Source organism: Vibrio sp. La 4.2.2 (genome assembly GCF_027586995.1).
GTDB lineage: Bacteria > Pseudomonadota > Gammaproteobacteria > Enterobacterales > Vibrionaceae > Vibrio > Vibrio mediterranei.
The window spans coordinates 219,603-243,828 of sequence record NZ_JAPPTJ010000007.1; the positions used below are offsets into that span (position 1 = coordinate 219,603).

A 24,226-nucleotide genomic window follows, 5' to 3' on the forward strand; every position below is an offset into this window, starting at 1 on the left:
TTTTAATGGCAATAGTTTTCTATTTATCCTGTTTCTCTGAATCTTGAGTTCCACACACTCTGTGTGCTCTTACTTGGGTGATGCGATTATTCTTAACCTTCATTACTTCAAAGTCCCATTGTTGATAGCAAATGTGTGTCCCGGCTTTTGCCACACTCCCAACCTGCCAGGACAAAAAACCGTTCAAGGTTTGGAAGCCCTCATCAAACTCTCCCTCTAGTTCTTGAATATCCAGCTTATGTTTCAGCTCATTGATTGGAATTAATCCATCAATAATCCAACTTCCATCAGCAAGCAACTTAGCCCAAACTTGTTGCGGAGCCATCCCCAACTCCCCAGCAATAGACTTAAGCAAGTCATAATGAGTAACTAACCCTTGGACGTCACCATACTCATCAACTAAAAACGCCATCTCAGAGCTGGTTTGCTGCATGTGGTTGAGAAGAGCTAATCCTTTCATTGATTCAGGAACAAATCTTGGCTTACGCAACATTTTCGCGAGTTTACCCGCCGAAAGCACTTCATACTCATCCAATAGATTCTTTGAAGATACCGTACCAATGATGTTATCAAGACCACCACGACACACGGGCCATACAGAGTGCTTGGTCTGCCTAAGCTCTTTGAGTGCTTGTTCAATTGGTTTATCTATATCAAGATGATGTATGTCGCTACGGGGCGTCATAAGTGACGTTACCGCTCTATCATTTAGATGCAATAAATTGCGGATCATCACCAATTCTTGCTGTTCTATAGCGCCTGTTTCTGAACCTTCTCGCACTAAAGAAATGATGTCTTCTTCGGTCACGCAATCGCTTTGTCCCTCCTTTTGACCAAGGAGACGAAGCACCGCATCAGTGGATACCGATAAAAGCTTAACAAAAGGGCTGGTTAATAATGATAGCCAATGTATTGGATAGGCAACGAGAATAGCAATTCGCTCTGCGTTGTTTTGCGCAAGCCGCTTTGGAACTAGCTCTCCTACGACGATCGCGAAATAAGTAATCGATATAACTACGCTCGCTGTAGCCAAAATATTCGCAAGTTCAGGGTCTATGCCTTTTGAGTGCAACCAGACTGACAACGGCGCAGATAAAACTGCCTCACCAAATATCCCGCTGAGAATACCGATTGCAGTAATACCGATTTGAATAGTAGAGAGGAATAATGTGGGGTTATTTTTAAGCTTTAACGCAAGTTGCGCAGATTTCTGTCGTTCTGCCATTTTTCGCAGTCGACCACTTTTCGCTGCCACTAAAGCGATTTCTGACATGGCAAATAAACCATTCAGCCCAATTAAACTTGCTAATAAGATAATGTCCATAAACCGATCCAGTGATGCACACATAGCAAGCATAAACGAGTTGTCAGCGATGAAGCTGTGAATCAGTGCATAATTACTGAGTCCTATTTATTGGGTTATTTATGGACACAATAGATAATATTAATAAGAGAGAAAATTGCCATTTACCCAAAAGAAAAGCCGAGCTTAACTGCTCGGCTTTATTAGAAATAGTCAGTACCGTTTAAGCGAACTGCTCTTCAAACTCTTTCATGAAATCCACTAACGCTTGTACACCTTCGATCGGCATCGCATTGTAGATTGATGCGCGCATACCACCTACGGCGCGGTGGCCTTTCAGTGCGCGCAAACCACGTTCATCTGCCAGTTCCAAGAATTTAGCATCTAGTTCAGGTTTTGATAGCTGGAACGGCACGTTCATTAGCGAACGGTTGTTCTCGTGTACATTGTTGTGGTAGAAGTCAGAAGCATCAATGTGATTGTAAAGAATCGCCGCTTTGTCTCGGTTAATCTTCTCAATTGCAGCAACACCGCCCTGCTCTTTCAGCCACTTAAACACTAAACCAGACAAATACCACGCAAAAGTTGGCGGCGTGTTGTACATAGAGTCTTTTTCAGCGAGCACTTTGTAATTTAAAAATGTCGGTAGGACATCGTTGGCTAGGTCAAGCAAATCATCGCGTACAATCGCAATACAGATACCGGCAGGTCCAATGTTCTTTTGCGCGCCCGCATAAATAACGCCGTACTGTGACACATCGATTTGACGTGAAAGAATCGTCGAAGACATATCCGCTACAATTGGTAGCTCAGTCTGCGGTAGTTCATTGATTTCAATACCGTCGATGGTTTCATTTGGACAGAAGTGAACGTATGCCGAGTCGGCATCAATGACCCATTCACTCACAGGTTGAACCGCAATTTTTCCATCTATTTCTGTCTTCGCTTTATGCACGACAGGTGTACAGTATTTTTCAGCTTCATCAATCGCACTTTCGGCCCAGTAACCTGCGTCAATGTAAGTTGCTTTGGTCTTTGAACCCAATAAATTAAGTGGTACAGCAGAGAATTGTGCTCTCGCTCCACCTTGGCAGAAAAGTACTTTATAGTTGGAAGGAATATTTAGCAGGTCTCTTAAATCTTGTTCAGCCTCATCCGCAACCTTGATGAAAGGTTTACTTCTATGGCTGATTTCCATCACCGACGTACCCAAATCATTCCAATCAAGCAACTCAGATTGCGCCTTTTGTAGTACCGCTCGAGGTAACCCAGCAGGACCAGCACTGAAATTGAATACGTTATGTGAAATCGGCTCCATGACCTTTATACTCCTGACTAAATACATAAAGAAGTGCCAGTAATATCACGTTTTTACGGAGATAAAAAGCAAGAAAAGAGGCCATCAGACCTCTTTTCTAATCACGAGTGTAATTTGTACTCACTCAGCGATTATTGCCCCATTGATTGCCCCATCAAGAGCGGCAAGAAAAGTGCAACTAGTGGAATTTTCTGGCCATTGGCAAATACCAGTTGACCGCCTTCAATATCAGCCTTCATTTGATAGCCTGCATCTTGTTGCGTCACCATCTCCATCACTACCAATTCATCAATACCTTGAGCAAGCATCGGGTTAACATTCACCATGCCTTCTGACATATACGCGTTCATGTTACCAGTCAGCGCTGGCATCACCACACTTGGATCACGTGATACATTTTCAGTCCCTTCAGGCACTTTTAGTAGCCAGTTAGATTTGAACTCATCGTCCGCTACTTTGAAGTGCATGTCGTTCATCGCAACGTTAAAGCCACGCGCAAACAACGTCTCAATCAAAGGGGCTAAAGTAGTAATATCTGCTTGCGCGATAGTTGGATTAGTTTGATACAAGTCGACCAGTCCTTCGAATGATTTTCTATCTAGCGAGGTTAGCGCAAAGTCGACCTTGAGGTCGCTCAGTTGACCACCATCCGGATAGGTCATATTGCTCATACTGAATATGTGTTGGGTATCAATGCGATCCGCTTCATAATCAAAAGACGATTTGAAGGTGTAGCCAAGATCATCAATATTCAAAATGCTAGTATGCATTTCATCGAGAATGGTGAAGTTTTTTAACGTCACACTCTGATCACCAAGCCAAAAACCTTGCTCTTTTTTCCCAACACCATTTGCGGACAAGTCTGTTAGTGTCAGTTGTTCACCGTTTTCAAAATCCAATTGAATCGAAGGGATATTAGCATTGAACGTCAACTGACCTAGAACGGTTGCAGTACCTGTTGCCACTGACGGAGAAATAGACATGCTAACTTTCTGTGCATCATCTCCTTGATAACTCCAACTATCGAGTGACAATTCAAATTCAGTATTACCATTCAGCTGCGTCACTGTTTTTAACGCGAGAGGGAAATCAGGATAATTCTGGATATGCGAGTTCGCTGTTAAGCTGAATAAACCGTGACTAATTTCACTCTGAACCACAATTTCTGTGGGCAAGCCATCCACTTCTAACTGTTCTTTCAGAACAGGATCGTTAACTTGGTAGCGTGTTTCTACGTTAGAAGAAAGGTAACCGCGATCGTAGGTTACAATCTCTGCTGTAACACCTTCGTTGTTTAGTTGCTCTACACCATCCTCAACAACTTGTTGCCCGATATGTCCAACAGCCAGTGGCCAACATAAAACAAGCGCTACTGCACCGCCGATTGCGCCATATTTTTTCAATTGATTCATAGAGTATTTAAGACATTTTGTGAAGTATATTTCATTCAGTCTAACTCAAGTCGCTAGGATCTCCAATCTCATACCTAGTTCTCATAACCCCATGCTTTTTATTGATATATTAAAATTACTGTTGAGAGAATCGAATAGCGCAGGTTCATGACAAAGCGAAATCAATACGCCGTACTCTGTTTAGACAATGATCTGATTAATTTGGACACTCTGGATACTGAGCTGTCTCTCTATCAGTCACACTTTGATATTCATCTGGTGACGTCCATCAGTGAAGGACACGAACTGTTGCAATATATCGGTGCTCAAGGGCAACAGCTGGCGATGGTAATTGCCAGACATAGTCGTCTTTTCGATGGTGGAGAGTTTCTTATTCAGCTAGAACAAACTCTTCATGCTCAATCAGCGCGAAAGATACTGGTGAGCCGAACTAACTTCCAAGACGTTCAAGCGATTTTAAATGCAGTCAACGAAGGACGACTAGACCACTGCCTTACTCTACCCTTAGAACAAAAAGAGTTACACAAAACGGTCGTCAAAGAGCTCACTCAATTCGTTATCACTCACGAGAAAGACAACCTACTTCATTATGGCAAAGTACTCGATCAACAGAAGATTCTCCGCGCCCACATCGACCAAAAAATGCACTCCTATCGGGCCAGTTTTATTCACGATTTCCATGAACTATCAGACAAAGAACTCGCCGCCCAAGTCATTGAATCTCTTTTGGGATTTTTTGCCGAAAAAGACGAAACTCGTGCGGTAAGAGAGTATTCGCCCGAACACCTGTTAACCGTTGAAGGCCAGCCTAATGAATTTCTGTGGTTTATCGTCGAAGGTCAGGTGACACTGTATAAAAAAGATGAGTTAGGTCAACAGCGTGAAGTAGTACGACACAGTCGAGGCGGTATTGTCGGCGGTATGTCTTTTGTAACTGGCGAATGCTCGTTCTCAACCGCTATGACATTGACCGCAACGCAAGTTATTAAGTTAGATAGAAAGGTATTCACTCAAGTAATGCATTCTAATACCGACTTACTGCCACTCTTCACTAACTTGTTGCTGAGACACTTTAACCGTCGCTTACAACGTAGTATTGATACTAAACTCGAGTTGCAAAAGACATTGGAATCATTGGAATCGGCCCATCAACAGCTCATAGAACAAGAAAAAATGGCAATGTTAGGGCAGCTTGTCGCAGGTGTTGCCCATGAGCTAAACAACCCAGTTTCTGCGATTTTGAGAGGTGCAGAGACCGTTTCAGAGAAAATTGATTCTATACTTAAGCAAAACCATGACCCATCCACTTTTGAACTCGGATTGAATGTCCTTGAGCAAGCTAGACACTCCACACCACTCTCCACCTCGGAAATAAGAGCAAGAACTAAAAAGCTTCAAGAGACGCTCAAAGAGCGCCGACTAGCCAAACGACTGGTCAATCTCAACTTACAAGGTAATGAACAGCTTTTAGCGCAAGCAACGCTGTCACCAGATAAGCTAACGAGTGAGCTTGATAAACTTGAGAACTTTCAAGTAACCGGGGCCACTCTGCGTTCTATTCAAGTGTGTGCCCAACGAATTGCCGACATGGTCAAGAGCCTAAAAGGCTATGCGAGACCAGATAATGAATCTTACGAATGTGTCGACTTACATGAAGGCATCGAAGATACGTTAGTCATTTTTGAGAACCGACTAAAACGGCACTCTCTCATTAAAGAGTATGGAAAGCTCCAACCGGTACTTTGCAAACCCATTACCTTGCAGCAAGTTTGGACCAACCTTATTTCTAATGCGCTAGACGCACTCCCTGAAAAAGGGCAGCTGACAATTCGGACTGACTGCGTCGCTCGGGAAGGTTCGCTATATAACATGTATCAGTTTATCGACAATGGTGCTGGCATTCCTCGCGATCAACTTGAGTCGATATTCGAACTTAACTTCACGACCAAAAAAGAAGGCAACTTCGGGCTGGGTATCGGTCTTTCTGTTTGCCAACAAATTTTGAACCAACATAAAGGCTGGATAGAAGTCGACTCTGAAGTTGGTGTTCATACCAATATGTCTGTACTCATCCCTGTCGACAACGATGACAAATTATAAGGAGTATTACGATGAGCGAATACCTAATCCTATGTGTAGATGATGAGCGAGAAGTGTTGGACAGTGTTCTACAGGACCTCGATGATTATGAGGAACATTTTGTTGTCGAAGGTGCTGAATCAGTTGATGAAGCAAGAGAAGTGATTCAAGAACACGCTAAAGATGGTACAAGACTGGCATTGATTCTCTGCGATCACATCATGCCGGAACAAACAGGCGTCAGCTTCCTTATCGAGCTTAGTGAAAATGAAGAGTTCAAGCACTGTCGTAAGGTATTACTAACAGGACAAGCAGGCCACGAAGATACAATAGAAGCTGTCAATCATGCCTGTCTTGATTTCTACATTAGTAAACCATGGAAAGGCGATCACCTGAGAGAAGTAGTTAAACAGCAACTTACTGATTTTGTGATAGAACACGATAGGAACCTCGCCCCTTGGGGACGAATCTTAGACACAGAACGGATTTTTAAGGCCCTATCAGATAATCGAATGAGCTTTGGCGAATGACCGAGTTTTATCCCAAGTGCTAATTCTGTGAACTATAACTTTATAACAGACTGTAGTTGTGGGAATTATAGCGTGGCTACTCTCAGGTTTTCTGTTACTAATTCCTTACAGAATGCGGACGTTTTGATTGAAATCTGTATGACAATGTAAATTTTTGGGAATTTGCCCTCGTTAAAGACACTTTTTATTGGTGAATCAATCACAAATTGGATTATCATACTCCGATAATGATTGTCGCCATAAGCTTGATGCGACGCGCGTGCTTCTTATGGGCAAGGAATTAATTTCAACAAAAAGGTTTAGAGACACTATGCGCAAAACTCTATTAGCCGCTCTGATGGTAATCACTTCTCAGCAGGCGTTTGCAAACCAAGAAGAACCACGAGCTACAATGAGTAACTTCAACTATGATTATGCTGAAGCTCGAATTGGTGCAAGTCCGATGACATTCGGTGCTGCAATTAGCAAGTCAATCCACCCTAACGCTCATATCGTTGGTAGCATTGATTCTAAGTTTGAAGGCGATTACGATTTTTCTGGTGGTGTTGGCTTCCACGCTCCGGTAAATAACTGGGCGGACTTTACTGGTGAAATGCTTGCTCACATCCACGATAGCGGTGAGCATCACAAAACAGACACAGGTATGGAAGTTAACCTAGGTGTGCGCCAATGGTTAGGTCCACAGCTTGAGATTGGTGGTAAAGCTGGTTACCTGAACGTTGGTGATAAAGATCGTTGGATGGGTAGCGTATATGGTCGCTTCCACTCAACTGAACTATTCTCACTAGGCCTAGAAGGCCGTATCAACCATATCTATGGTGATCAACTTATGTTTACTGCTCGCTTTGCATTCTAAGGCTATTAGCGAACGGATCGAAAAAGGTCGTGCTAAGCACGACCTTTTTTATTTAATCAATTTCTGAGCAGTACTGTAACAGTTGCTGTTTACGGGGGTCTTGAATCAACTTCCAGTGTATTCCCTCAACCGCCCCTGCAAATTTCCAAAGCAATTTTACATCCACATCATTGCCATAGGTTCTTTTTACTTTATTGAACACTTGCGGCGCGCCCAACTCCAAGAATGTTTTTACATCTTCAATGCCGGACTTCTTCACCATACGTTCGAGCGTGAGCTGCATATTCGGTAGGTCTCTAAGTCTTCTATTTTCTACAGACTTTTTGCTCGATTGCTGTTCAACAGAATTAGTAATGGAACGCTGCACTAAGTCACTTAACATCGGTGCTCTTTCATTAAACAACGCCGTAATGTCATAGTAATTAACGGTTGCTGTAGATTGCTTTTTAACATGCCTAAACTTTTCACAATTTAGGTTTTGTAGCGTCTCGTCTAAAGCACAGCCACCACGAATAAAAACTCTATCGTTACTGATAAGCGCATACATAGCACCGTCTTTAAACAGCCCTGTACCACCAAACATGGAGCGCTTTTGAGAGATACCGAATTGAATTGTGTAGTCGTAAAAAGATTGCTCTATCATTTCCTTTGATCCTTAATCTTTTACCCCGATTAATACGATCACCAGAAATAGCAGCGGATAAATGCGAAAAAATATTATTTAGAGTCAGTCAAGATAAGTAGTAACTGCTCTGTTTGTTTTATGTGTAATTATAATAGTTCACAATGCAAAATAAGTCTGGCTCAACGTCACAAATGTGCGACTTAAAAGCAAAAGCTTTGCGAGTCACTTCACATGATTCCTATTATACAACCGATTTCATTAACAATTTTCTAATTGAATGGTGTTTCAAACGTCAAACAATTGACCTAAGACTACATTTTGGCATTTAGGTTATTGTCAATTGTAAAGCCTGACAGGTAAACTGACCTTCTATCTCCAGCTGTCGAAATCTTATGAACCACTTATCTTTTTACTGGCTACCAGACAACCAACAATTATTTATAGAGAGCTTAGAAACCGAATTTGCTGAGCTCGTAGAACAATCAATTAATACCGGAAAAATATCTCTTCCTCCAATTTCCGAAGTTGTTCTCAAGATTCAAAAACTGTGCTCCTTAGAGTCCACCGGGATTTCGGACATCGCAAATTGCCTGTTAGAAGATCCTGGACTAGCAGCCATCGTGCTCAAAGTCGCCAACTCTGTCATCTTTAATCGTGGCAATGTGACCTGTAAGGACCTTAATACCGCGGTCTCTCGCTTAGGTATCCTTCGTGTCAGAGATATTGTGACTGCCCAATCAATAGAACTTCTTAAGCACTCCGTCAATCTGACTGAGGAATGTAAGGATGTTTTGGTACAAAGTGCAGCAGTATCAAGAGAGCTCGCTGCGACCATGGTGATGGTCACCCAAGCTTTCCAAGATCAAGCGCCGACAACCTATCAATATCTTGAGCAAGAAAAAGCGTTACTTGTTGGCTTCCTAGCAGACATTGGACTGTTCTGCCTAGTCAACGAGTATCACCTCTATTTAGAGAAAGGCAACTACCTTGACTCTAACCTCGCGATGCAAATATTCCACTCGCGCTGCCCTATTACCAGTGAGCAAGTATTAAAAACTTGGGGCTTCGACAATGACTTTATCGAAGTGGCGTCGAATCAACCTAAGTCTCTAGAGCGACCGGAAGTGTCTTATCTCGATATCGCACGAATCGCCAATCACGTGTTGTTGTATCGAAAGCAAGATCACGAAGCATTAGAAGAACATGAAGTTGAAATAAACGTAGATGGTGCAGAAGTGCTGTATAAGTTAACGACGATGTCTGATCAGGAATTCAAAACCAAGACATCAGAAATTATCCGCTCAGCAGGAATGTAGGAGAGCAATCTCCTATCTCACTCTTGTTTTTGTGAAGTAAACCTCTCACAATACCGCATACGCTAATAATAACGAAGGATCGTCGCGTCAATGTTTTCAGGGATGCTGTATATTTTTACACCGCTAGTCATCGGTTATTTTATTTCTATTAATAATAAATCATTGCTTGAGACGTTAAATAAAGCGACCTCATGGCTGATTTACATCATCTTGTTCCTAATGGGACTGAGCCTAGCCGCATTAGATAACTTTGGAAGCAACCTCAAGACCATTGTTACCATGACATTGGTGTTCTTTGTGTCAATCGGTGCCTGCAATTTGCTGTCTTTACCCCTGGTCGACCGTATTCTGCCACTAAAGACCGAAAATCTGACAAGTAACCTACCCCTTTCAGCCATGGCGTTAGAATCACTAAAGCTTATATTAGTGGTCGGTTCAGGCCTAGTAGCCGGCCTATTGTTGCCAATAGGTTTAGGCTGGGTAGAAACTGCCAGTGAGTGGATTCTGCTCGCTCTACTATTTTTTATCGGTATTCAATTAAGAAACAGCGGACTCACGCTAAAACAGATTCTGGTAAATAAGCAAGGCATGGCGATCGCACTCATTATTGTCGTGAGTTCTCTCATAGGTGGTGCAATTGCTGCAATGGTACTTGATATCTCTGTCTACAAAGGTCTTGCTATGGCGTCAGGATTTGGGTGGTATTCACTAGCAGGAATTCTAATGGGCGATGCATTTGGACCAGTTTACGGTGGCGCATCTTTTATGATTGAACTGTTAAGAGAGCTGGTTGCACTTGTCTTTATCCCATTGTTAATCACCAGAAAACCCTGTACCGCCATAGGTTATGCAGGAGCAACTGCGATGGACTTTACCCTACCCGTCATTCAAAGCACTGGTGGCGTAAGATGCGTCCCAGTCGCCATCGTTAGTGGTTTTATTTTGAGTCTATTGGTACCAGTGATGATGTTATTTTTTGTATCACTTGCTGGTTAGATCGCAGGAAAACAGCGATTTTTCAGATATGCTTCGCTATCAAAACAACAATAAAGACGTATTAATAATTTAGTTAGCCCAATTCAAAGGACAATATAATGAAAAAATGGCTTATCGCAGCAATGCTCGTCGGAACTTCTTTTTCCTCATTTTCAGCTGACACGCAATGCTTAGAGAAGAAATACGATGCTTATATCGATGCATCTATCCAATGGTATGATGATCTCGTTCAATTAACGACCCAGCAATATCCAGAACTTGAAAGCGTTGGACAATGGTTTCTAGATGGTCGTAAAAACCATTTTGAACTTAATCGCGAAGCCGTTCATTACTACTTAAAGAACGAACCAACCAAAGTGGCAACCGAGCGCTCAATCGAAAGTTGGCTACAACTAGAGCAACAAGATGTAAAAGCGCTAGCACAGCGTAACGACATGTTAGGTAAAGCTGCTGCTAAGAGCTTCGCTGATCGTCAAGCTAAACCTCATGAACAGAACTACGATCTGCGTAGCGCGTTTGCTGATTTACTCAGCCACCCAAAGAAGATCGACACCGCACTTAATAAATACAACTCGGCTATCCAGAAGGTAGAAAAAACCGAGTGTAAATAGTGGATTAACGACATATAAAAAGCTGGCAAACTGCCAGCTTTTTGCATTTTATTTGACCATTCACACAATGCTTCGCACGCAACCCCATGAAAATTAAGTTCCCATTCCAATTTTTGCGAGACTTTCACCGCTAATTGGTTTAGATTGTGCCGCTTGCAGTAACGGAATAATAGTAGATCACGGTATGGTATCTGAGCAGAAAATTGCTGATGTCAGCTTCGAAAGCCTTCTTCGAATCTTCACTATCCCTGAAGGACCAGATTCAACTCTGACCCAAATCGAAGAAGGATTGTCCAAGAACTTAAACCAGTTTTTGCGCGAACATATAGTGGCAGAAGAAAAGCCTTTACATGAAATTGAAAAGGACTTTTCTAGTGCTGTTATTCCAGAACAACCAGCGTTTGTTTCGGACCATACTGAACACCTTCTTGATACGTTAGTATCGCACTCGGTACACACCTCTTCACCAAGTTTTATTGGTCATATGACCTCGGCCTTGCCTTATTTCTTGATGCCGTTGTCGAAAATTATGATCGCGCTAAATCAGAACTTGGTAAAGATTGAAACCTCCAAAGCATTCACGCCTCTAGAACGCCAAGTTCTGGGTATGCTCCATAAACTGATTTATGGTGAGTCCGACCCTTTCTATAGTCGATGGATGCACAGTGCTAACCATTCTCTTGGTGCATTTTGCTCGGGAGGCACCATTGCCAATATCACCGCACTTTGGGTGGCACGCAACAACGCTTTAAAAGCGCAAGGTGATTTCCTTGGCGTGGAAAAAGAAGGGTTGTTTAAGGCAATGAAGCATTACGGTTATGAAGGTCTAGCCGTGCTTGTCTCTGAACGTGGGCATTATTCTCTAAAAAAAGCTGCCGACGTCCTTGGAATTGGTCAACAAGGTCTGGTCGCAGTTAAAACGGATAGTTCTAACCGAATCTGCCCTGAAGATCTAAAAGCCAAATTTGCTCAGCTCAAAGAAGATAAGATCAAACCTTTTGCGGTCATTGGCGTTGCCGGGACAACCGAAACAGGTAACGTTGATCCATTAAGAGAAATCGCTCAAATCTGCCAACAAGAGTCTTGTCACTTTCACGTTGATGCGGCATGGGGCGGCGCTACTTTGATGTCGGCTAAATATCGCTATCTACTAGATGGTGTGGAACTGGCGGATTCAGTGACAATTGATGCGCATAAGCAGCTTTATATCCCTATGGGTGCGGGTATGGTGTTGTTCAAGCAACCAGATGCCATGAAGAGCATCGAACACCACGCTCAGTATATTTTGCGTAAAGGGTCGAAAGACTTGGGCAGTCACACTCTAGAAGGTTCACGCTCAGGCATGGCAATGCTCGTGTATGCCGCAATGCATATAATTAGCCGTCCAGGTTATGAGCTGTTGATCAATCAAAGCATAGAGAAAGCTCGTTACTTTGCTGACCTCATTAAACAACAAGACGATTTCGAGCTCGTAAGCGAACCAGAATTGTGTCTCCTGACCTATCGCTACGTTCCAAAATATGTCCGTAATGCACTGGCTAGTGCTTCAACCGAGCAGACAACCGAGATCCATAACTTGCTAAATGAACTGACCAAAGTCATTCAGAAAAAACAGCGAGAAACTGGGCTCTCCTTTGTATCTCGCACACAACTTAATCCAATTCAATGGACACTGCGCGACACTATTGTGTTTAGAGTAGTACTAGCCAACCCTTTAACTACAACGGATGTGTTAAGTTCAGTACTTGAAGAACAAAGAGATATTGCTAAAACGGTGCCTAACTTAATGGCAAGACTTGATCAAGTCTCTCACGAGATCCTTCGTACAAAAGACTAAAAGTGAAATCAATTTCATTCTCGCAGTTATGAAAATTTCTTTCTGTTTTGTGGGAGTAATACGGTAAAAACGAGCTAGAAACTGGCGATTTCTGGCTGTTTTTTCTTCAATTGTTTTTTTCTTCCATTTTTTTGTTTGATGCCTGTCATATTCTAAAGATTTCATGTGAGCTTTTATTACAGCTCGTATGCTGCTTCGTTTATACTGAGGACATGGAGTTGGCGTATTTCTAACGTACTATAAGAACTCAATGTTAGATTGAGATTTGCGAAATTACTTTTTGCTCTTCACTAATAGAATCGCCAGCAAGTTGTTCTCTTTACCCTGTGAACACTATGAATACACTAGAGAAAGTCCAAAAAAATTTAGAGAACTTCAGCAAATCTGAACGTAAGGTTGCTGAAGTTATTATGGCATCCCCCCAGACTGCCATACACTCAAGTATCGCGACACTCGCTAAGATGGCGGATGTTAGTGAGCCAACTGTTAACCGCTTCTGCCGTCGTTTAGACACCAAAGGTTTCCCAGACTTTAAACTGCACCTCGCACAAAGTTTGGCGAATGGTACACCTTATGTGAACCGTAACGTCGAAGAAGACGACGGTCCGGATGCCTATACTCACAAGATTTTTGAGTCGACAATGGCATGCTTGGACGTTGCTAAGAACAGCCTAGACCCGATGCAAATCAATCGTGCGGTTGACTTGCTGACTCAAGCAAAGCGAATCTCTTTCTTTGGTCTAGGTGCTTCCTCATCGGTTGCTCGAGATGCTCAAAACAAGTTTATCCGTTTCAACATTCCGATCTCTTGTTACGAAGACGTAGTAATGCAACGTATGAGCTGCATCAACTGTTCAGACAACGATGTTATCGTACTGATTTCTCACACAGGTCGTACTAAGAGCCAAGTTGAAATTGCTCACCTTGCTAGGGAGAACGGTGCAACAGTTATTGCCGTTACCGCGAAAGACTCGCCGTTAGATAAGGCCAGTTCACTATCTATTACTGTTGACGTACCAGAAGACACTGACGTTTACATGCCGATGGCTAGCCGTGTGGTACAGATGACCATCATCGATGTCTTAGCGACAGGCTTTACATTGCGTCGTGGCTCTGGCTTCAGAGACAACCTAAAACGCGTGAAAGAAGCATTAAAAGATTCTCGCTACAACAAAATGCCTAACTACTAGTCATAGAAAATCCGTTAAAAAAAGAGGCCAATGGCCTCTTTTTTATTGCTCGTTAATCTGTCTCGACTGGATTATTGCGAATCTCTACTTGGTTTGAGTCCTCATGGGTTTGCGGATGACCATCGCACTGACATTGACACACTTGATTCAGAATAAAAATAAGTCTGTCTTCAGTTAATGGTATAGGGTTGCCTTTAATAGCTACTGACTTCATTGCATCAGCAGCAACCTGCTCGAAAGACGTATTACAAACGCCAAACTCCGATAGTAGCGGCAGTTCAAGCCTTTCGAGTATCATATTCACCCAAAGCACGCTGTCTTCAATACTGGCATTGGTTCGTCCAGTAAGAATTTGCGCCATATTACGGTATCGATTCAACACGTCACTGCGTCCTGCTCTTTTCGCTGCTTTAATGTTCTCAGTCATAACATGTGGAGCAAGTCGTGCGGTAATCACGCTATGTGGCGCGGTAATTTTGCCACCAAGCGCTGAGGCAAGGCCATGAGCAGCCCCCAATTTGGCATTAGTTATCGCCATCCCGCCGAGCATCGCGGCAAAGGACAGATCCGCACGTGATTTGGGATTATCTTGTTTGCAACCTGAGATAATGGAATAACTGAGGCGTCTCAAACCTTCTTCACAAACCATATCAGTCAATGGGTTGGGTTCACCACAAACGTACGCTTCCATTAAGTGAGTAAATGCATCCATTGCACCCCGCCCCGAAGTGTAAGCATCGGTACCGTAGGTTAGAACAGGGTCGACAATCGCCACATCAGGCAACATATCCGGATTCCGTAAACTCACTTTAACCTTATCTTGTCCAGATTTAAGTACCGCATTTTTGGTCACTTCAGCTCCGGTACTGGCTGTAGTTGGAATTGCGATCATGGGAATAGGTTTGGTTTTTAATGGCACATTTCGACCCACAACTTCAACATAGTCGTAGACATCACCCTGATTGGGAATGATCGCAGCAAGTGCCTTACCCATATCTAAAACACTGCCACCACCAATAGCAACCACCATGTCAGGCTTAAAACGCCTACCCATGATCGCCGTTTCCTCGACCATGGTAATGTTAGGCTCGCCACGAATGGCGACATGCTGATAACGCATGTTTTGGCTGTGAAGATAATGAATCACAGGGTCGGCTCTTTGACGCTCCTGCCCTGTTACCAGCAACACACTGTATCCAAACTGATTGATGATTGAGAGGGAAGATTGAAGCGCGCCCTCTCCGAAGATAATACGACTAGACGTCATGAACTGAAACATACCAATATCCTTTAGGTATACCATTCGACTCACTAATCAAACCATTGCCTATGAAACTAGCAATACAAATACTCTAAGTGTGAGTCTTATTGGTAGTGCAAACATAGAAAAGAAAAGCTTCGATAAGCATGCAGTTTCCTTTGCTGCAAAAACTTGATTTAAACCAAGCTACTTAGTTTTTGCTCTATTTTATATCGACAACTTTGCCATAAATCACACTCCGTTATGTTCAACTTTGCATCTAACTGAGTAAATTATGCTCTGATAGTTTTCACCTATTAGAGCAAGTGGGATTTGCCACTTTATTTCCTTTTCATCTTGAGGCATAGTGGTTTCCAACAATATGAAAGAGCTGAGACTTGGTCTCTTTAGATGCTCAGAAAAAGTTTAATCTTCAAGGAGAAAGTCAATGTTCGTAGTGATTTTTGGTCGCCCTGGTTGTCCATTCTGTGTTCGTGCAAAAGAGCACGCTGAAAAGCTAAAAGAAAAACGTGACGATTTTAACTACCGTTACGTTGATATCCATGCAGAAGGTATCTCAAAAGCAGATTTAGAGAAAACTGTAGGTAAACCTGTTGAAACAGTACCTCAAATCTTCATTGACCAAGAGCACATTGGCGGCTGTACTGAATTCGAAGCCTACGCTAAAGAAAATCTTGGCCTTTTTGACGAATAATCGTCTGCACTATCAATAGTATAGTTGAAAAAAGAGTCTCAATAGCCAGCTGATATAAGCTGGCTTTTTTATTTGCGAGCTGCATCCGTTTTCATCAAGACTGTCATCGATTGTCAGGCTTTGTCTGGATTAGGATAGAAATACGTAATCTAATAGTAAAACATAAAAAAAATCACTTATCTTTTTGATTATTTCGGCTACAATCGCCACACTTTATTAATCTCAACTTAAGCCTCTTCGAGCAGCTACATACAGTGAATATCGACGTAGTAAATTTGCTAGATCAAAACCCGATTCTTCTCATCTTTGTCGCTTTAGCGATTGGCCTTGCTTTTGGCAAAATTCGCTTTGGTAATCTTCAACTCGGCAACTCTATTGGTGTTTTAATTGCCTCTCTCGTCATGGGACATTTAGGTTTCAGTTTTAATGCGGAAGCCTTAACCATCGGCTTTATGCTATTTATCTACTGTGTGGGTATTGAAGCTGGTCCCAACTTCTTTGGCATCTTTTTCCGTGACGGAAAACATTATTTAATTCTCAGTCTTGTTGTGTTGGTCACCGCATTGACAGTGACCTATTTTGCTAGCCACTACTTGGGACTTGATTACGGTCTTTCCGCGGGTGTGATGGCCGGTGCTTTGACCGCTACACCAGTGTTAGTAGGTGCTCAAGACGCCTTAAATTCAGGGCTTGCGACGATTCCGCGTGGAATGGACTTCTCTTTGGTCATAGAGAACCTTTCTGTAGGTTATGCAATGGCTTACCTGATCGGCCTTATCAGTATGATCATGCTTGCCAAGTTACTGCCTAAGTTGCAAAAGCAAAACCTGCATGACTCTGCACAGCAAATCGCGCAAGAACGAGGGTTGGGCGGCTCAGGCCAGAGAAAAGTCTATCTGCCTATTATTCGTGCTTACCGTGTCGGACAAGAGCTAATCGACTGGACGGACGGGAAAAACTTGAGAGAGCTTGGTATTTATCGCCAAACAGGCTGTTATATCGAGCGAATTCGCCGCAATGGCATCTTGGCGCACCCAGATGGCGATGCTATTTTACAAGAAGGCGATGAGATTGCCTTGGTTGGCTTCCCTGATAGTCACGCTCGTCTAGACCCAAGCTTCCGCAACGGTAAAGAAGTATTCGACCGCAACTTGCTCGACCTGCGAATCGTTGAAGAAGAGATCGTAGTAAAAAGTGACAACATTGCAGGAAAGAGCTTATCGAGCCTAAACCTTTCCGAGTATGGCTGTTTCCTCAACCGAGTCGTTCGAGCGCAAATTGAAATGCCAATGGACGCCAATATCGTGCTGGCAAAAGGGGATATTCTTCAAGTCAGTGGTGAAAAGAGTCGTGTACATGGCCTTGCAGAGAAAATTGGTTTCATTTCGATCCACAGTCAAATGGCCGACCTGCTCGCGTTTTGTAGCTTCTTTATTCTTGGCATTATGTTTGGTTTGATTACCATGACTTTTGGACAAGTTTCGTTTGGTCTAGGTAACGCTGTAGGTCTTTTGCTTGCAGGGATCACGCTCGGTTTCTTAAGAGCCAACCACCCTACTTTTGGTTATGTTCCTCAGGGAGCCTTGAACATGGTCAAAGATCTTGGCTTGATGTTCTTTATGGTTGGTATTGGCTTGAGTGCAGGCGGCAAGATGTTTGAGCACTTAACTCAAGTCGGTCCTCAGGTCATAGCGATAGCTTTCTTAGTTAGCGTTGTGCCTGTTGTTTTAGCTTACCTTGTTGGAGCGTACATTCTGAAAATGAACCGGGCGTTGTTGATAGGTGCGATTGTGGGTGCACGAACTTGCGCACCGGCTATGGATGTTGTTAATGAACACGCACGTTCAACTATACCGGCACTTGGTTATGCGGGCACCTATGCTATTGCTAATATACTAATGACACTAGCAGGTACCATACTTATCATTTTGTCCTAGTCTTTTATAACGAAAGCTCTAGGGCAACGGTTCTATCAAAACTGTTATTTCTATATACAGCAAATAGCAAAGGGGCGCATAAAGCGCCCCTTTTCATTATCAGCTAATGTCTCAATTATAGGTCGATAACATCAAACTCTACAAGTGGTGATACATCTGCATCATAGTCCACACCGTCAACACCGAAACCAAATAGCTTCAAGAACTCTTCTTTGTACTCAACGTAGTCAGTTAGCTCTTTCAGATTTTCAGTTGTGATTTGTGGCCAAAGTTCTGCACAGTGCTTCTGGATATCATCACGCAGTTCCCAGTCATCTAGACGTAGACGATTCTTTTCATCGACCTCTGCAGCGCTACCGTCAGCTTTGTAAAGACGCTGAGAGAACATACGGAAGATCTGCTCCATACAGCCTTCGTGGATACCCTCTTCACGCATCTTCTTAAATACCATTGCGATATAAAGAGGCATAACAGGAATCGCCGAACTTGCTTGAGTCACAACAGACTTAAGAACCGCTACATTGGCACTACCACCAGTTTTAGCCAACTTATCGTTAAGCTCGGTAGCGGCACGATCTAGGTCCATTTTTGCTTTACCTAGTGCTCCTTCCCAATAGATAGGCCATGTCAGCTCAGTACCAATGTATGAATACGCAACCGTCTTACAACCGTCTGCAAGTACACCAGCATCTGATAGCGCGTTAATCCATAGCTCCCAATCTTGGCCGCCCATGACAGTAACAGTATCTTCAATCTCTTGTTCTGTCGCTGGCTCAACACTTGCTTCAATGATTGTGTCTGAGTTTGTGTCTACTGCTGTCGAAGTGTAAGTCTCACCAATTGGTTTTAGCGATGAACGAATCAGCTCACCCGTTTCTGGAAGCTTACGTACTGGAGAAGCCAATGAGTAAACCACCATGTCGATTTGACCAAGATCTTCTTTGATTAAATCAATAACTTTTTGTTTTGCTTCGTTAGAGAAAGCATCACCGTTGATGCTCTTCGAGTACAAGCCTTCTTCTTTTGCTAGCTTGTCAAAAGCAGCAGAGTTATAGAAACCTGCTGTACCAGGCTTACGTTCTGTACCTGGTTTTTCGAAAAATACGCCGATTGTCGCCGCACCACCACCGAATGCCGCAGCGATACGAGAAGACAGGCCATAACCACTAGAAGAACCAACAACAAGTACACGCTTTGGCGCGTTTGCAATTGGTCCTTGAGCTTTGGTATAAGCGATTTGTTCTTTTACGTTTGCTTCACAACCTACTGGGTGAGTAGTAGTACAAATAAATCCACGAATTCTTGGTTTGATGATCATATTCAGTTCCTCAAAAAATCCCTAGTAGGATAAGAGTTTCAATCCCAGTTCGCATCTTATTTCTGTCAATTTCCTTGAATTTTCTAAGTGGTTGGAGCACTTTCGGCGCCTAATCCTCGATTTCTATAAAAAAAGCGCCCTATAAAAAGGCGCTTTTTGCTATTAACAAGAATAGTTTCTGTCCAAGTTAGGCAACACTATTCAACTTTGGTTTGGACTCTGAGTGCGTTCTTACTTCAGACATGTCATGGCTAAAGTGGTCAACTTGAATCGCTTTGTAGCGAAGAGCATCCGCTTCACGAATTCTAGCGACTTCTTCTTCAGTCAGAACATTAGCTTCAAGTGCTTGATTCAATCGATCTTCCAATAGACCTTTCTTCGCCACTTTGCCTTCTTTCACACCAACAAACAGCTTTTTCTCTAGGTCACGAATGTTGTACATCGCGATAAAGGCGTTTTCCATAAGACCGACATTATCGTCCTCTTTTGGCCCGATGTAACATAGGTGAGTCAGGCGATCACGATGCGCACCCGGTACCATCATACTTTTTGCTAGTTTCAACCCTAGATCGTCTGATGGTTTCTCAAAATGGTTACCAATCGGGAATAATAGACCTTTCAAAGTCACCCCTGCCCATCGTGCTGGGAAGTTGCGGTAAGCTTCGTTCAGTGACTTCGCTGCATGGTAGAAACAATGTTGAACCGAGTAATGAACGTAATCCAAGTCAGCTTGTTGACGACCATCATCTTCATACTTCTTCAGCGCCGCAGAAGCCATGAACAGGTAAGCAAGACCGTCACCTAAACGTGCTGAGATCATCTCTTTACGTTTCAGATCACCACCCAGTGTCAACATGGCAAAGTCTGCACTCACTGCTAAGGCTTTACTTAGGCGAGTTAGGTCTTTGTAGTAGCGTTTCGTTGGACCACTCATATGAGCACCGACAAATGCAGAACCTGTTAATGCTGCAGTAAAGGCACCCAAGGTGTTTTTAGTTGCATGACCGATATGTTTGAACAGTAGCTTATCAAAGTCCTCAGCAGCCTGTTTCTCATCTGGGTTGGCTGCTGCTTCCATCTCTTTAAGGACATATGGATGACAACGTGTTGCGCCCTGACCAAAGATCATCAAGTTACGAGTGAGGATGTTTGCACCTTCTACTGTTATCGCTACCGGGATACCCAAATAGCTCGAAGCAAGGTAATTCATAGGACCATCTTGGATGGCACGTCCAGCGTGAATATCCATAGAGTCATTGAGAATAGTACGTGCCATCTCAGTCATATGGTATTTGGCAATCGCTGTAACGATTCCTGGTTTTTCCCCCATATCCAGCGAGGTAGTCGTTAATGTTCGAGTCGCTTCAAGTAGGTAGGTTAAGCCACCAATACGGCCCATAGCTTCTGCTACACCCTCAAACTTACCGATAGACATACCAAACTGTTTACGAACATAAGCGTAAGCACCCGTTGTTCGTGTTGTTAGGTGTCCAATAGCGGTACCTAGTGCTGGGAGTGAGATACCTCGACCTGCGGACAGACATTCAACCAACATTCTCCATCCACGACCAGCATACTCTTGACCACCAATCAGCCAATCCATTGGGATAAATACATCTTTACCACGTGTCGGACCGTTCATGAATGCCAAATGCAATGGGTCATGACGCTCACCGATCTCAACACCTTTATGGTCTGCTGGAATCAGTGCACAAGTGATACCGATATCTTCTTTGTCACCCATAAGTTTGTCGGGATCGTGCAATTTGAAAGCGAGACCTAACACAGTCGCAACTGGTGCAAGCGTGATATAACGCTTATTCCAATTAAGGCGAATCCCTAATACTTCTTTGCCTTCATGCTCGCCATAACACACGATACCTTTATCTGGGATACCGCCAGCGTCAGAACCCGCTTCAGGGCCCGTCAATGCGAAACATGGGATATCAGTACCGTCAGCCAAGCGTGGCAACCAATAATCTTTCTGCTCTTGCGTTCCGTAGTGAGACAGAAGCTCACCCGGGCCTAGTGAGTTTGGAACCATAACCGATACGGCAGCACTAATACTGCGAGTCGCAATTTTAGTTACAATGGTAGAGTTCGCTAGTGGCGAAAACTCTCTACCGCCAAACTTTTTAGAGATAATGAGAGAAAAGAAACGCTCTTTACGCAAGTATTCCCATACTTCTTTCGGTAAATCGCGGTCTTCTTTCACGATTTTGTTGTCATCTAGCATCTCTAGCAGTGTTTCAAGCTCATTGTCCATAAAGGACTGCTCTGCTGCTGACAGCGTCGGCTTAGGGTATTGGTGCAGTGTTTTAAAGTTAGGCGTTCCAGAGAATAACTCTCCATCCCACCATACGCTCCCTGCTTCCATTGCTTCTTTCTCGGTTGCCGATAGTGGTGGCAATACCTTCTTAAACATTTTGAATGCAGGGTCACTTATCCATTTTCTTCTCAGAGAGCTCATGATACCTATCCTTTTGTTCAGATTATTTCTTGTTATTATTTGGGTTATTAGTTTGATTAAGGTTTTAGCTTGGTAGTCATTATTCCGCCGCTACACCTGCAGCGAGATAGGGAATTATTTGGTTGATGATTGCTTCTGCGTCTACTTCTTTATCAAAGGAACTCAAAGCAATTTCTGATAATGCTTGACTCGATGCCATAGTGAATACGCATGTACCCAGTGTTAGGTGCAAACGCCAAAACAGGGTTTCTGCATCTAACTTTGGATTCGCTTTCATCACAGATTGAGTGAACATCGCTAGCGCTTCGGTGTACCGAGTAGTGATAAACCAGCGCAAGTGGCCTTGAACATCAGTATAGCCACGTCCAACTAGCGACATGAATCTGCTCGCTCCTCCCGGCTTCACTTGGTTCAAGCTAAGCAAAGGTGACTTCAGCGCACCAAATACATCGGCCATTGTGTAGTGCTCACGCTCATTCAGTTCGTAGAGCGCCGCTTCTACAGCTGGCATAAACGCTTCTAGATAACGATTAAGTACTGCTCGAACCAGAGTTTTTTTATCGCCAAAATGATAGTTCACGGAGGCTAAATTCACGTTAGCCTTGCTAGTGATAGTTCGTAGAGAGGTATCGTTGAATCCATGCTCAGCGAACAGTATCTCTGCGACATCGAGAATCTTATCCTTGGTAGTTACTCTATTGGTCATTTCAATCATCCGTATCAAACACATGTTTGAATATACTCTCGCAACAGCAAGATAACAAGTGATTAACATCAAACTTTTTAATAAATACGCAAGACTGGTCGGATAAGGTTTATAACTACCTGTTTTCATTAAATTTTGAAAACTTTCTCAAAAAAACGTGTTTTTTTAATGAACTAACTCATCGTTATCGGGTCTATTTAAGTGTTATCAACAATGACTTGTTTTACCGACATGACACTGATTTCCATTGTTATTGTTGATGACATATGCTGCTTTTTCTTATTAACTCCTATTTTTTGTATCCGCCCAAACCAACATTGGTTTGGGCTTTTTTTATCCGTTTTTCAAACATAAAAAAACCCAGCCTAAGCTGGGTTTGTGTAATCATGGTTTCTGGCAGTTAGTATTGAACCTTCGGTTCTGGCGCCTCTTCTTTAGGAAGCGAGAAGTTAAGCAATATGTAGCCAAGAACAGCTGCTGTTGTTGAGCCCATCAAAATGCCCAATCTAGCGTATGTATCAAACTCGGGGCTCACTCCAGTAAACGCCAGAGATGATATGAAAATCGACATGGTGAAGCCAATACCACACAAAACAGACACCGCAAACACCTGCTTAAAGTCCACACCATCAGGCAGTTTTGCCACACCAAGTTTCACTGCTAACCAACTAAAGCTGAAGATACCTAGTGGTTTACCAACCAAGAGACCTAGTGCAATACCAAGTGGCAACATCGACGTTAGACCCGACATTGATACGCCTTCCAACGAAATGCCTGCATTGGCAAACGCGAAGATAGGTAGAATCAAGAATGCGACGTATGGATGAAGCGCATGTTCTATATGTTTCAGCGGTGACTTTTCACCTTCATTACCTTTAAGAGGAATAGCAAAGCCTAATACCACACCAGCTAAGGTTGCGTGCACTCCAGAGGCCAATACACTCACCCAAAGAACCGCACCAACCAAGAGGTAAACAGGTATGCTTGTCACCTTCTTCGCGTTCAACATGAACAACACGGCGGTCATTATGAAGCCAATAGTTAACGCCAACGTAGACAGATCGCTGCTATAAAACAACGCAATAATAACGATAACGCCTAAGTCATCAATGATAGCAAGTGCAAGTAGGAATACTTTCAGAGCTACAGGGACACGCTTACCCAACAACGCCATAATACCTAAAGCAAACGCGATATCCGTTGCTGCTGGGATCGCCCAGCCACTCATAGCTTCAGGATCACCCATGTTAAACAGTACATAAATAAGTGCCGGAGCTAACATGCCACCGACCGCTGCAATCGCAGGGAAAATAGCAGTCTCTCTAGACTTCAATGCACCTTCGAGTAGCTCACGTTTTACTTCCAAACCGATCAGGAAGAAGAAGATCGCCATCAAACCATCGTTGATCCAGTGTGAGATAGACAGACCAAACACGTAGGTATGAAGCACGCCTTGATACATTTCGTTCAATGGAGAGTTTGCGACGAACATAGCGATCGCAGCAGCGATAACGAGGATGATACCTCCAGCTGACTCCATCTTGAAAAAATTACGAATGACGTCATTCATGTTGTAAAGCCCTTAATAGTTATTCATCTTGTCAGAATGTTAAAAATTGTATATCTAGTTAATTTTCAGAAAAAATCGATTCTACGGAGTTTATAATAAGGAATTTCCGAAATATAAAACTAAACCGTTCGAGATATCCTCACAAGTAATGGCCGTGTTAGATAGAAGTATAGTGCATAGATGAGCAGCTAGTCATT

At 43.1% G+C, this 24,226-nt stretch carries 19 protein-coding genes; 10 read left to right on the top strand and 9 right to left on the bottom strand.

What is annotated here, in order from left to right; translation table 11 throughout:
- Positions 1-19: 19 nt before the first annotated feature.
- From OH456_RS17685 to OH456_RS17695, 3 genes are all read right to left on the bottom strand, one after another.
- On the bottom strand, positions 20-1,324 hold the full coding sequence (locus OH456_RS17685) for a hemolysin family protein (protein ID WP_443088640.1): 1,305 nt from the start codon (positions 1,322-1,324) through the stop codon (positions 20-22).
- Positions 1,325-1,526: 202 nt separating this feature from the next.
- Positions 1,527-2,621, bottom strand: coding sequence for a 3-phosphoserine/phosphohydroxythreonine transaminase (serC, locus tag OH456_RS17690; RefSeq protein ID WP_006074725.1), 1,095 nt, complete (start codon positions 2,619-2,621; stop codon positions 1,527-1,529).
- A 131-nt stretch (positions 2,622-2,752) separates the two neighbouring features.
- Positions 2,753-4,033 (bottom strand): DUF945 family protein, encoded by a 1,281-nt coding sequence (locus OH456_RS17695; RefSeq protein ID WP_270033977.1) that lies wholly within the window; start codon positions 4,031-4,033, stop codon positions 2,753-2,755.
- A gap of 147 nt (positions 4,034-4,180) precedes the next feature.
- Here OH456_RS17695 and OH456_RS17700 point away from each other — a divergent pair, with 147 nt between their 5' ends.
- The 3 genes from OH456_RS17700 to OH456_RS17710 all read left to right on the top strand — a co-directional run bounded on the left by OH456_RS17700 (position 4,181) and on the right by OH456_RS17710 (position 7,498).
- Positions 4,181-6,133, top strand: coding sequence for an ATP-binding protein (locus OH456_RS17700; RefSeq protein WP_270033978.1), 1,953 nt, complete (start codon positions 4,181-4,183; stop codon positions 6,131-6,133).
- Positions 6,134-6,144: 11 nt separating this feature from the next.
- Positions 6,145-6,642 (top strand): response regulator, encoded by a 498-nt coding sequence (locus tag OH456_RS17705; RefSeq protein WP_006074728.1) that lies wholly within the window; start codon positions 6,145-6,147, stop codon positions 6,640-6,642.
- 310 nt (positions 6,643-6,952) lie between these two features.
- Entirely contained in the window at positions 6,953-7,498 is a 546-nt protein-coding gene (locus OH456_RS17710) for a hypothetical protein (RefSeq protein WP_006074729.1), read from the top strand.
- Between the two features lie 52 nt (positions 7,499-7,550).
- Here the strand turns inward: OH456_RS17710 and OH456_RS17715 are convergent, their stop codons facing one another.
- The gene (locus OH456_RS17715) at positions 7,551-8,141 is read right to left on the bottom strand and encodes a TfoX/Sxy family DNA transformation protein (RefSeq protein ID WP_006074730.1); all 591 of its coding nucleotides are present in this window, start codon (positions 8,139-8,141) and stop codon (positions 7,551-7,553) included.
- A 374-nt stretch (positions 8,142-8,515) separates the two neighbouring features.
- Between OH456_RS17715 and OH456_RS17720 the strand changes: the two genes are divergently transcribed.
- The 5 genes from OH456_RS17720 to OH456_RS17740 all read left to right on the top strand — a co-directional run bounded on the left by OH456_RS17720 (position 8,516) and on the right by OH456_RS17740 (position 14,073).
- The gene (locus tag OH456_RS17720) at positions 8,516-9,439 is read left to right on the top strand and encodes an HDOD domain-containing protein (RefSeq protein ID WP_006074731.1); all 924 of its coding nucleotides are present in this window, start codon (positions 8,516-8,518) and stop codon (positions 9,437-9,439) included.
- A 90-nt stretch (positions 9,440-9,529) separates the two neighbouring features.
- Positions 9,530-10,435, top strand: coding sequence for a lysine exporter LysO family protein (locus OH456_RS17725; RefSeq protein ID WP_270033979.1), 906 nt, complete (start codon positions 9,530-9,532; stop codon positions 10,433-10,435).
- A gap of 98 nt (positions 10,436-10,533) precedes the next feature.
- Complete coding sequence (locus tag OH456_RS17730; protein ID WP_006074733.1) at positions 10,534-11,046, top strand: hypothetical protein; 513 nt, start codon at positions 10,534-10,536, stop codon at positions 11,044-11,046.
- A gap of 184 nt (positions 11,047-11,230) precedes the next feature.
- Entirely contained in the window at positions 11,231-12,883 is a 1,653-nt protein-coding gene (gene panP, locus OH456_RS17735) for a pyridoxal-dependent aspartate 1-decarboxylase PanP (RefSeq protein WP_198557925.1), read from the top strand.
- 335 nt (positions 12,884-13,218) lie between these two features.
- A complete protein-coding gene (locus OH456_RS17740; RefSeq protein ID WP_006074735.1) occupies positions 13,219-14,073 on the top strand; it encodes a MurR/RpiR family transcriptional regulator in 855 nt (284 codons plus the stop codon).
- Positions 14,074-14,125: 52 nt separating this feature from the next.
- Here the strand turns inward: OH456_RS17740 and OH456_RS17745 are convergent, their stop codons facing one another.
- Positions 14,126-15,352 (bottom strand): iron-containing alcohol dehydrogenase, encoded by a 1,227-nt coding sequence (locus OH456_RS17745; protein ID WP_006074736.1) that lies wholly within the window; start codon positions 15,350-15,352, stop codon positions 14,126-14,128.
- Positions 15,353-15,761: 409 nt separating this feature from the next.
- Here OH456_RS17745 and OH456_RS17750 point away from each other — a divergent pair, with 409 nt between their 5' ends.
- Complete coding sequence (locus OH456_RS17750) at positions 15,762-16,028, top strand: GrxA family glutaredoxin (RefSeq protein ID WP_006074737.1); 267 nt, start codon at positions 15,762-15,764, stop codon at positions 16,026-16,028.
- Between the two features lie 254 nt (positions 16,029-16,282).
- Positions 16,283-17,965 (top strand): aspartate:alanine antiporter, encoded by a 1,683-nt coding sequence (locus tag OH456_RS17755; RefSeq protein WP_006074738.1) that lies wholly within the window; start codon positions 16,283-16,285, stop codon positions 17,963-17,965.
- A 115-nt stretch (positions 17,966-18,080) separates the two neighbouring features.
- On the opposite strand, the gene fabV is transcribed toward OH456_RS17755, so the two are convergent.
- From fabV to nhaA, 4 genes are all read right to left on the bottom strand, one after another.
- Positions 18,081-19,283, bottom strand: a complete 1,203-nt coding sequence (gene fabV / locus OH456_RS17760; RefSeq protein WP_006074739.1) for an enoyl-ACP reductase FabV — start codon at positions 19,281-19,283, stop codon at positions 18,081-18,083.
- A gap of 187 nt (positions 19,284-19,470) precedes the next feature.
- Positions 19,471-21,753, bottom strand: coding sequence for an acyl-CoA dehydrogenase (locus tag OH456_RS17765; protein WP_270033980.1), 2,283 nt, complete (start codon positions 21,751-21,753; stop codon positions 19,471-19,473).
- A gap of 79 nt (positions 21,754-21,832) precedes the next feature.
- Positions 21,833-22,468, bottom strand: a complete 636-nt coding sequence (locus OH456_RS17770) for a TetR/AcrR family transcriptional regulator (protein WP_081411584.1) — start codon at positions 22,466-22,468, stop codon at positions 21,833-21,835.
- A 391-nt stretch (positions 22,469-22,859) separates the two neighbouring features.
- The gene (nhaA, locus tag OH456_RS17775; protein WP_006074742.1) at positions 22,860-24,029 is read right to left on the bottom strand and encodes a Na+/H+ antiporter NhaA; all 1,170 of its coding nucleotides are present in this window, start codon (positions 24,027-24,029) and stop codon (positions 22,860-22,862) included.
- Positions 24,030-24,226 lie beyond the last annotated feature (197 nt).

Coding starts and splice junctions, on each gene's coding strand:
- fabV (WP_006074739.1), bottom strand. CDS start 19,283: ATGATCATCAAACCAAGAATTCGTGGATTTATTTGTACTACTACTCAC.
- OH456_RS17750 (WP_006074737.1), top strand. CDS start 15,762: ATGTTCGTAGTGATTTTTGGTCGCCCTGGTTGTCCATTCTGTGTTCGT.
- panP (WP_198557925.1), top strand. CDS start 11,231: ATGGTATCTGAGCAGAAAATTGCTGATGTCAGCTTCGAAAGCCTTCTT.
- OH456_RS17705 (WP_006074728.1), top strand. CDS start 6,145: ATGAGCGAATACCTAATCCTATGTGTAGATGATGAGCGAGAAGTGTTG.
- OH456_RS17765 (WP_270033980.1), bottom strand. CDS start 21,753: ATGAGCTCTCTGAGAAGAAAATGGATAAGTGACCCTGCATTCAAAATG.
- OH456_RS17770 (WP_081411584.1), bottom strand. CDS start 22,468: ATGATTGAAATGACCAATAGAGTAACTACCAAGGATAAGATTCTCGAT.
- OH456_RS17685 (WP_443088640.1), bottom strand. CDS start 1,324: ATGGACATTATCTTATTAGCAAGTTTAATTGGGCTGAATGGTTTATTT.
- OH456_RS17740 (WP_006074735.1), top strand. CDS start 13,219: ATGAATACACTAGAGAAAGTCCAAAAAAATTTAGAGAACTTCAGCAAA.
- OH456_RS17695 (WP_270033977.1), bottom strand. CDS start 4,033: ATGAATCAATTGAAAAAATATGGCGCAATCGGCGGTGCAGTAGCGCTT.
- nhaA (WP_006074742.1), bottom strand. CDS start 24,029: ATGAATGACGTCATTCGTAATTTTTTCAAGATGGAGTCAGCTGGAGGT.
- OH456_RS17710 (WP_006074729.1), top strand. CDS start 6,953: ATGCGCAAAACTCTATTAGCCGCTCTGATGGTAATCACTTCTCAGCAG.
- OH456_RS17730 (WP_006074733.1), top strand. CDS start 10,534: ATGAAAAAATGGCTTATCGCAGCAATGCTCGTCGGAACTTCTTTTTCC.
- OH456_RS17745 (WP_006074736.1), bottom strand. CDS start 15,352: ATGTTTCAGTTCATGACGTCTAGTCGTATTATCTTCGGAGAGGGCGCG.
- OH456_RS17715 (WP_006074730.1), bottom strand. CDS start 8,141: ATGATAGAGCAATCTTTTTACGACTACACAATTCAATTCGGTATCTCT.
- OH456_RS17720 (WP_006074731.1), top strand. CDS start 8,516: ATGAACCACTTATCTTTTTACTGGCTACCAGACAACCAACAATTATTT.
- serC (WP_006074725.1), bottom strand. CDS start 2,621: ATGGAGCCGATTTCACATAACGTATTCAATTTCAGTGCTGGTCCTGCT.
- OH456_RS17700 (WP_270033978.1), top strand. CDS start 4,181: ATGACAAAGCGAAATCAATACGCCGTACTCTGTTTAGACAATGATCTG.
- OH456_RS17725 (WP_270033979.1), top strand. CDS start 9,530: ATGTTTTCAGGGATGCTGTATATTTTTACACCGCTAGTCATCGGTTAT.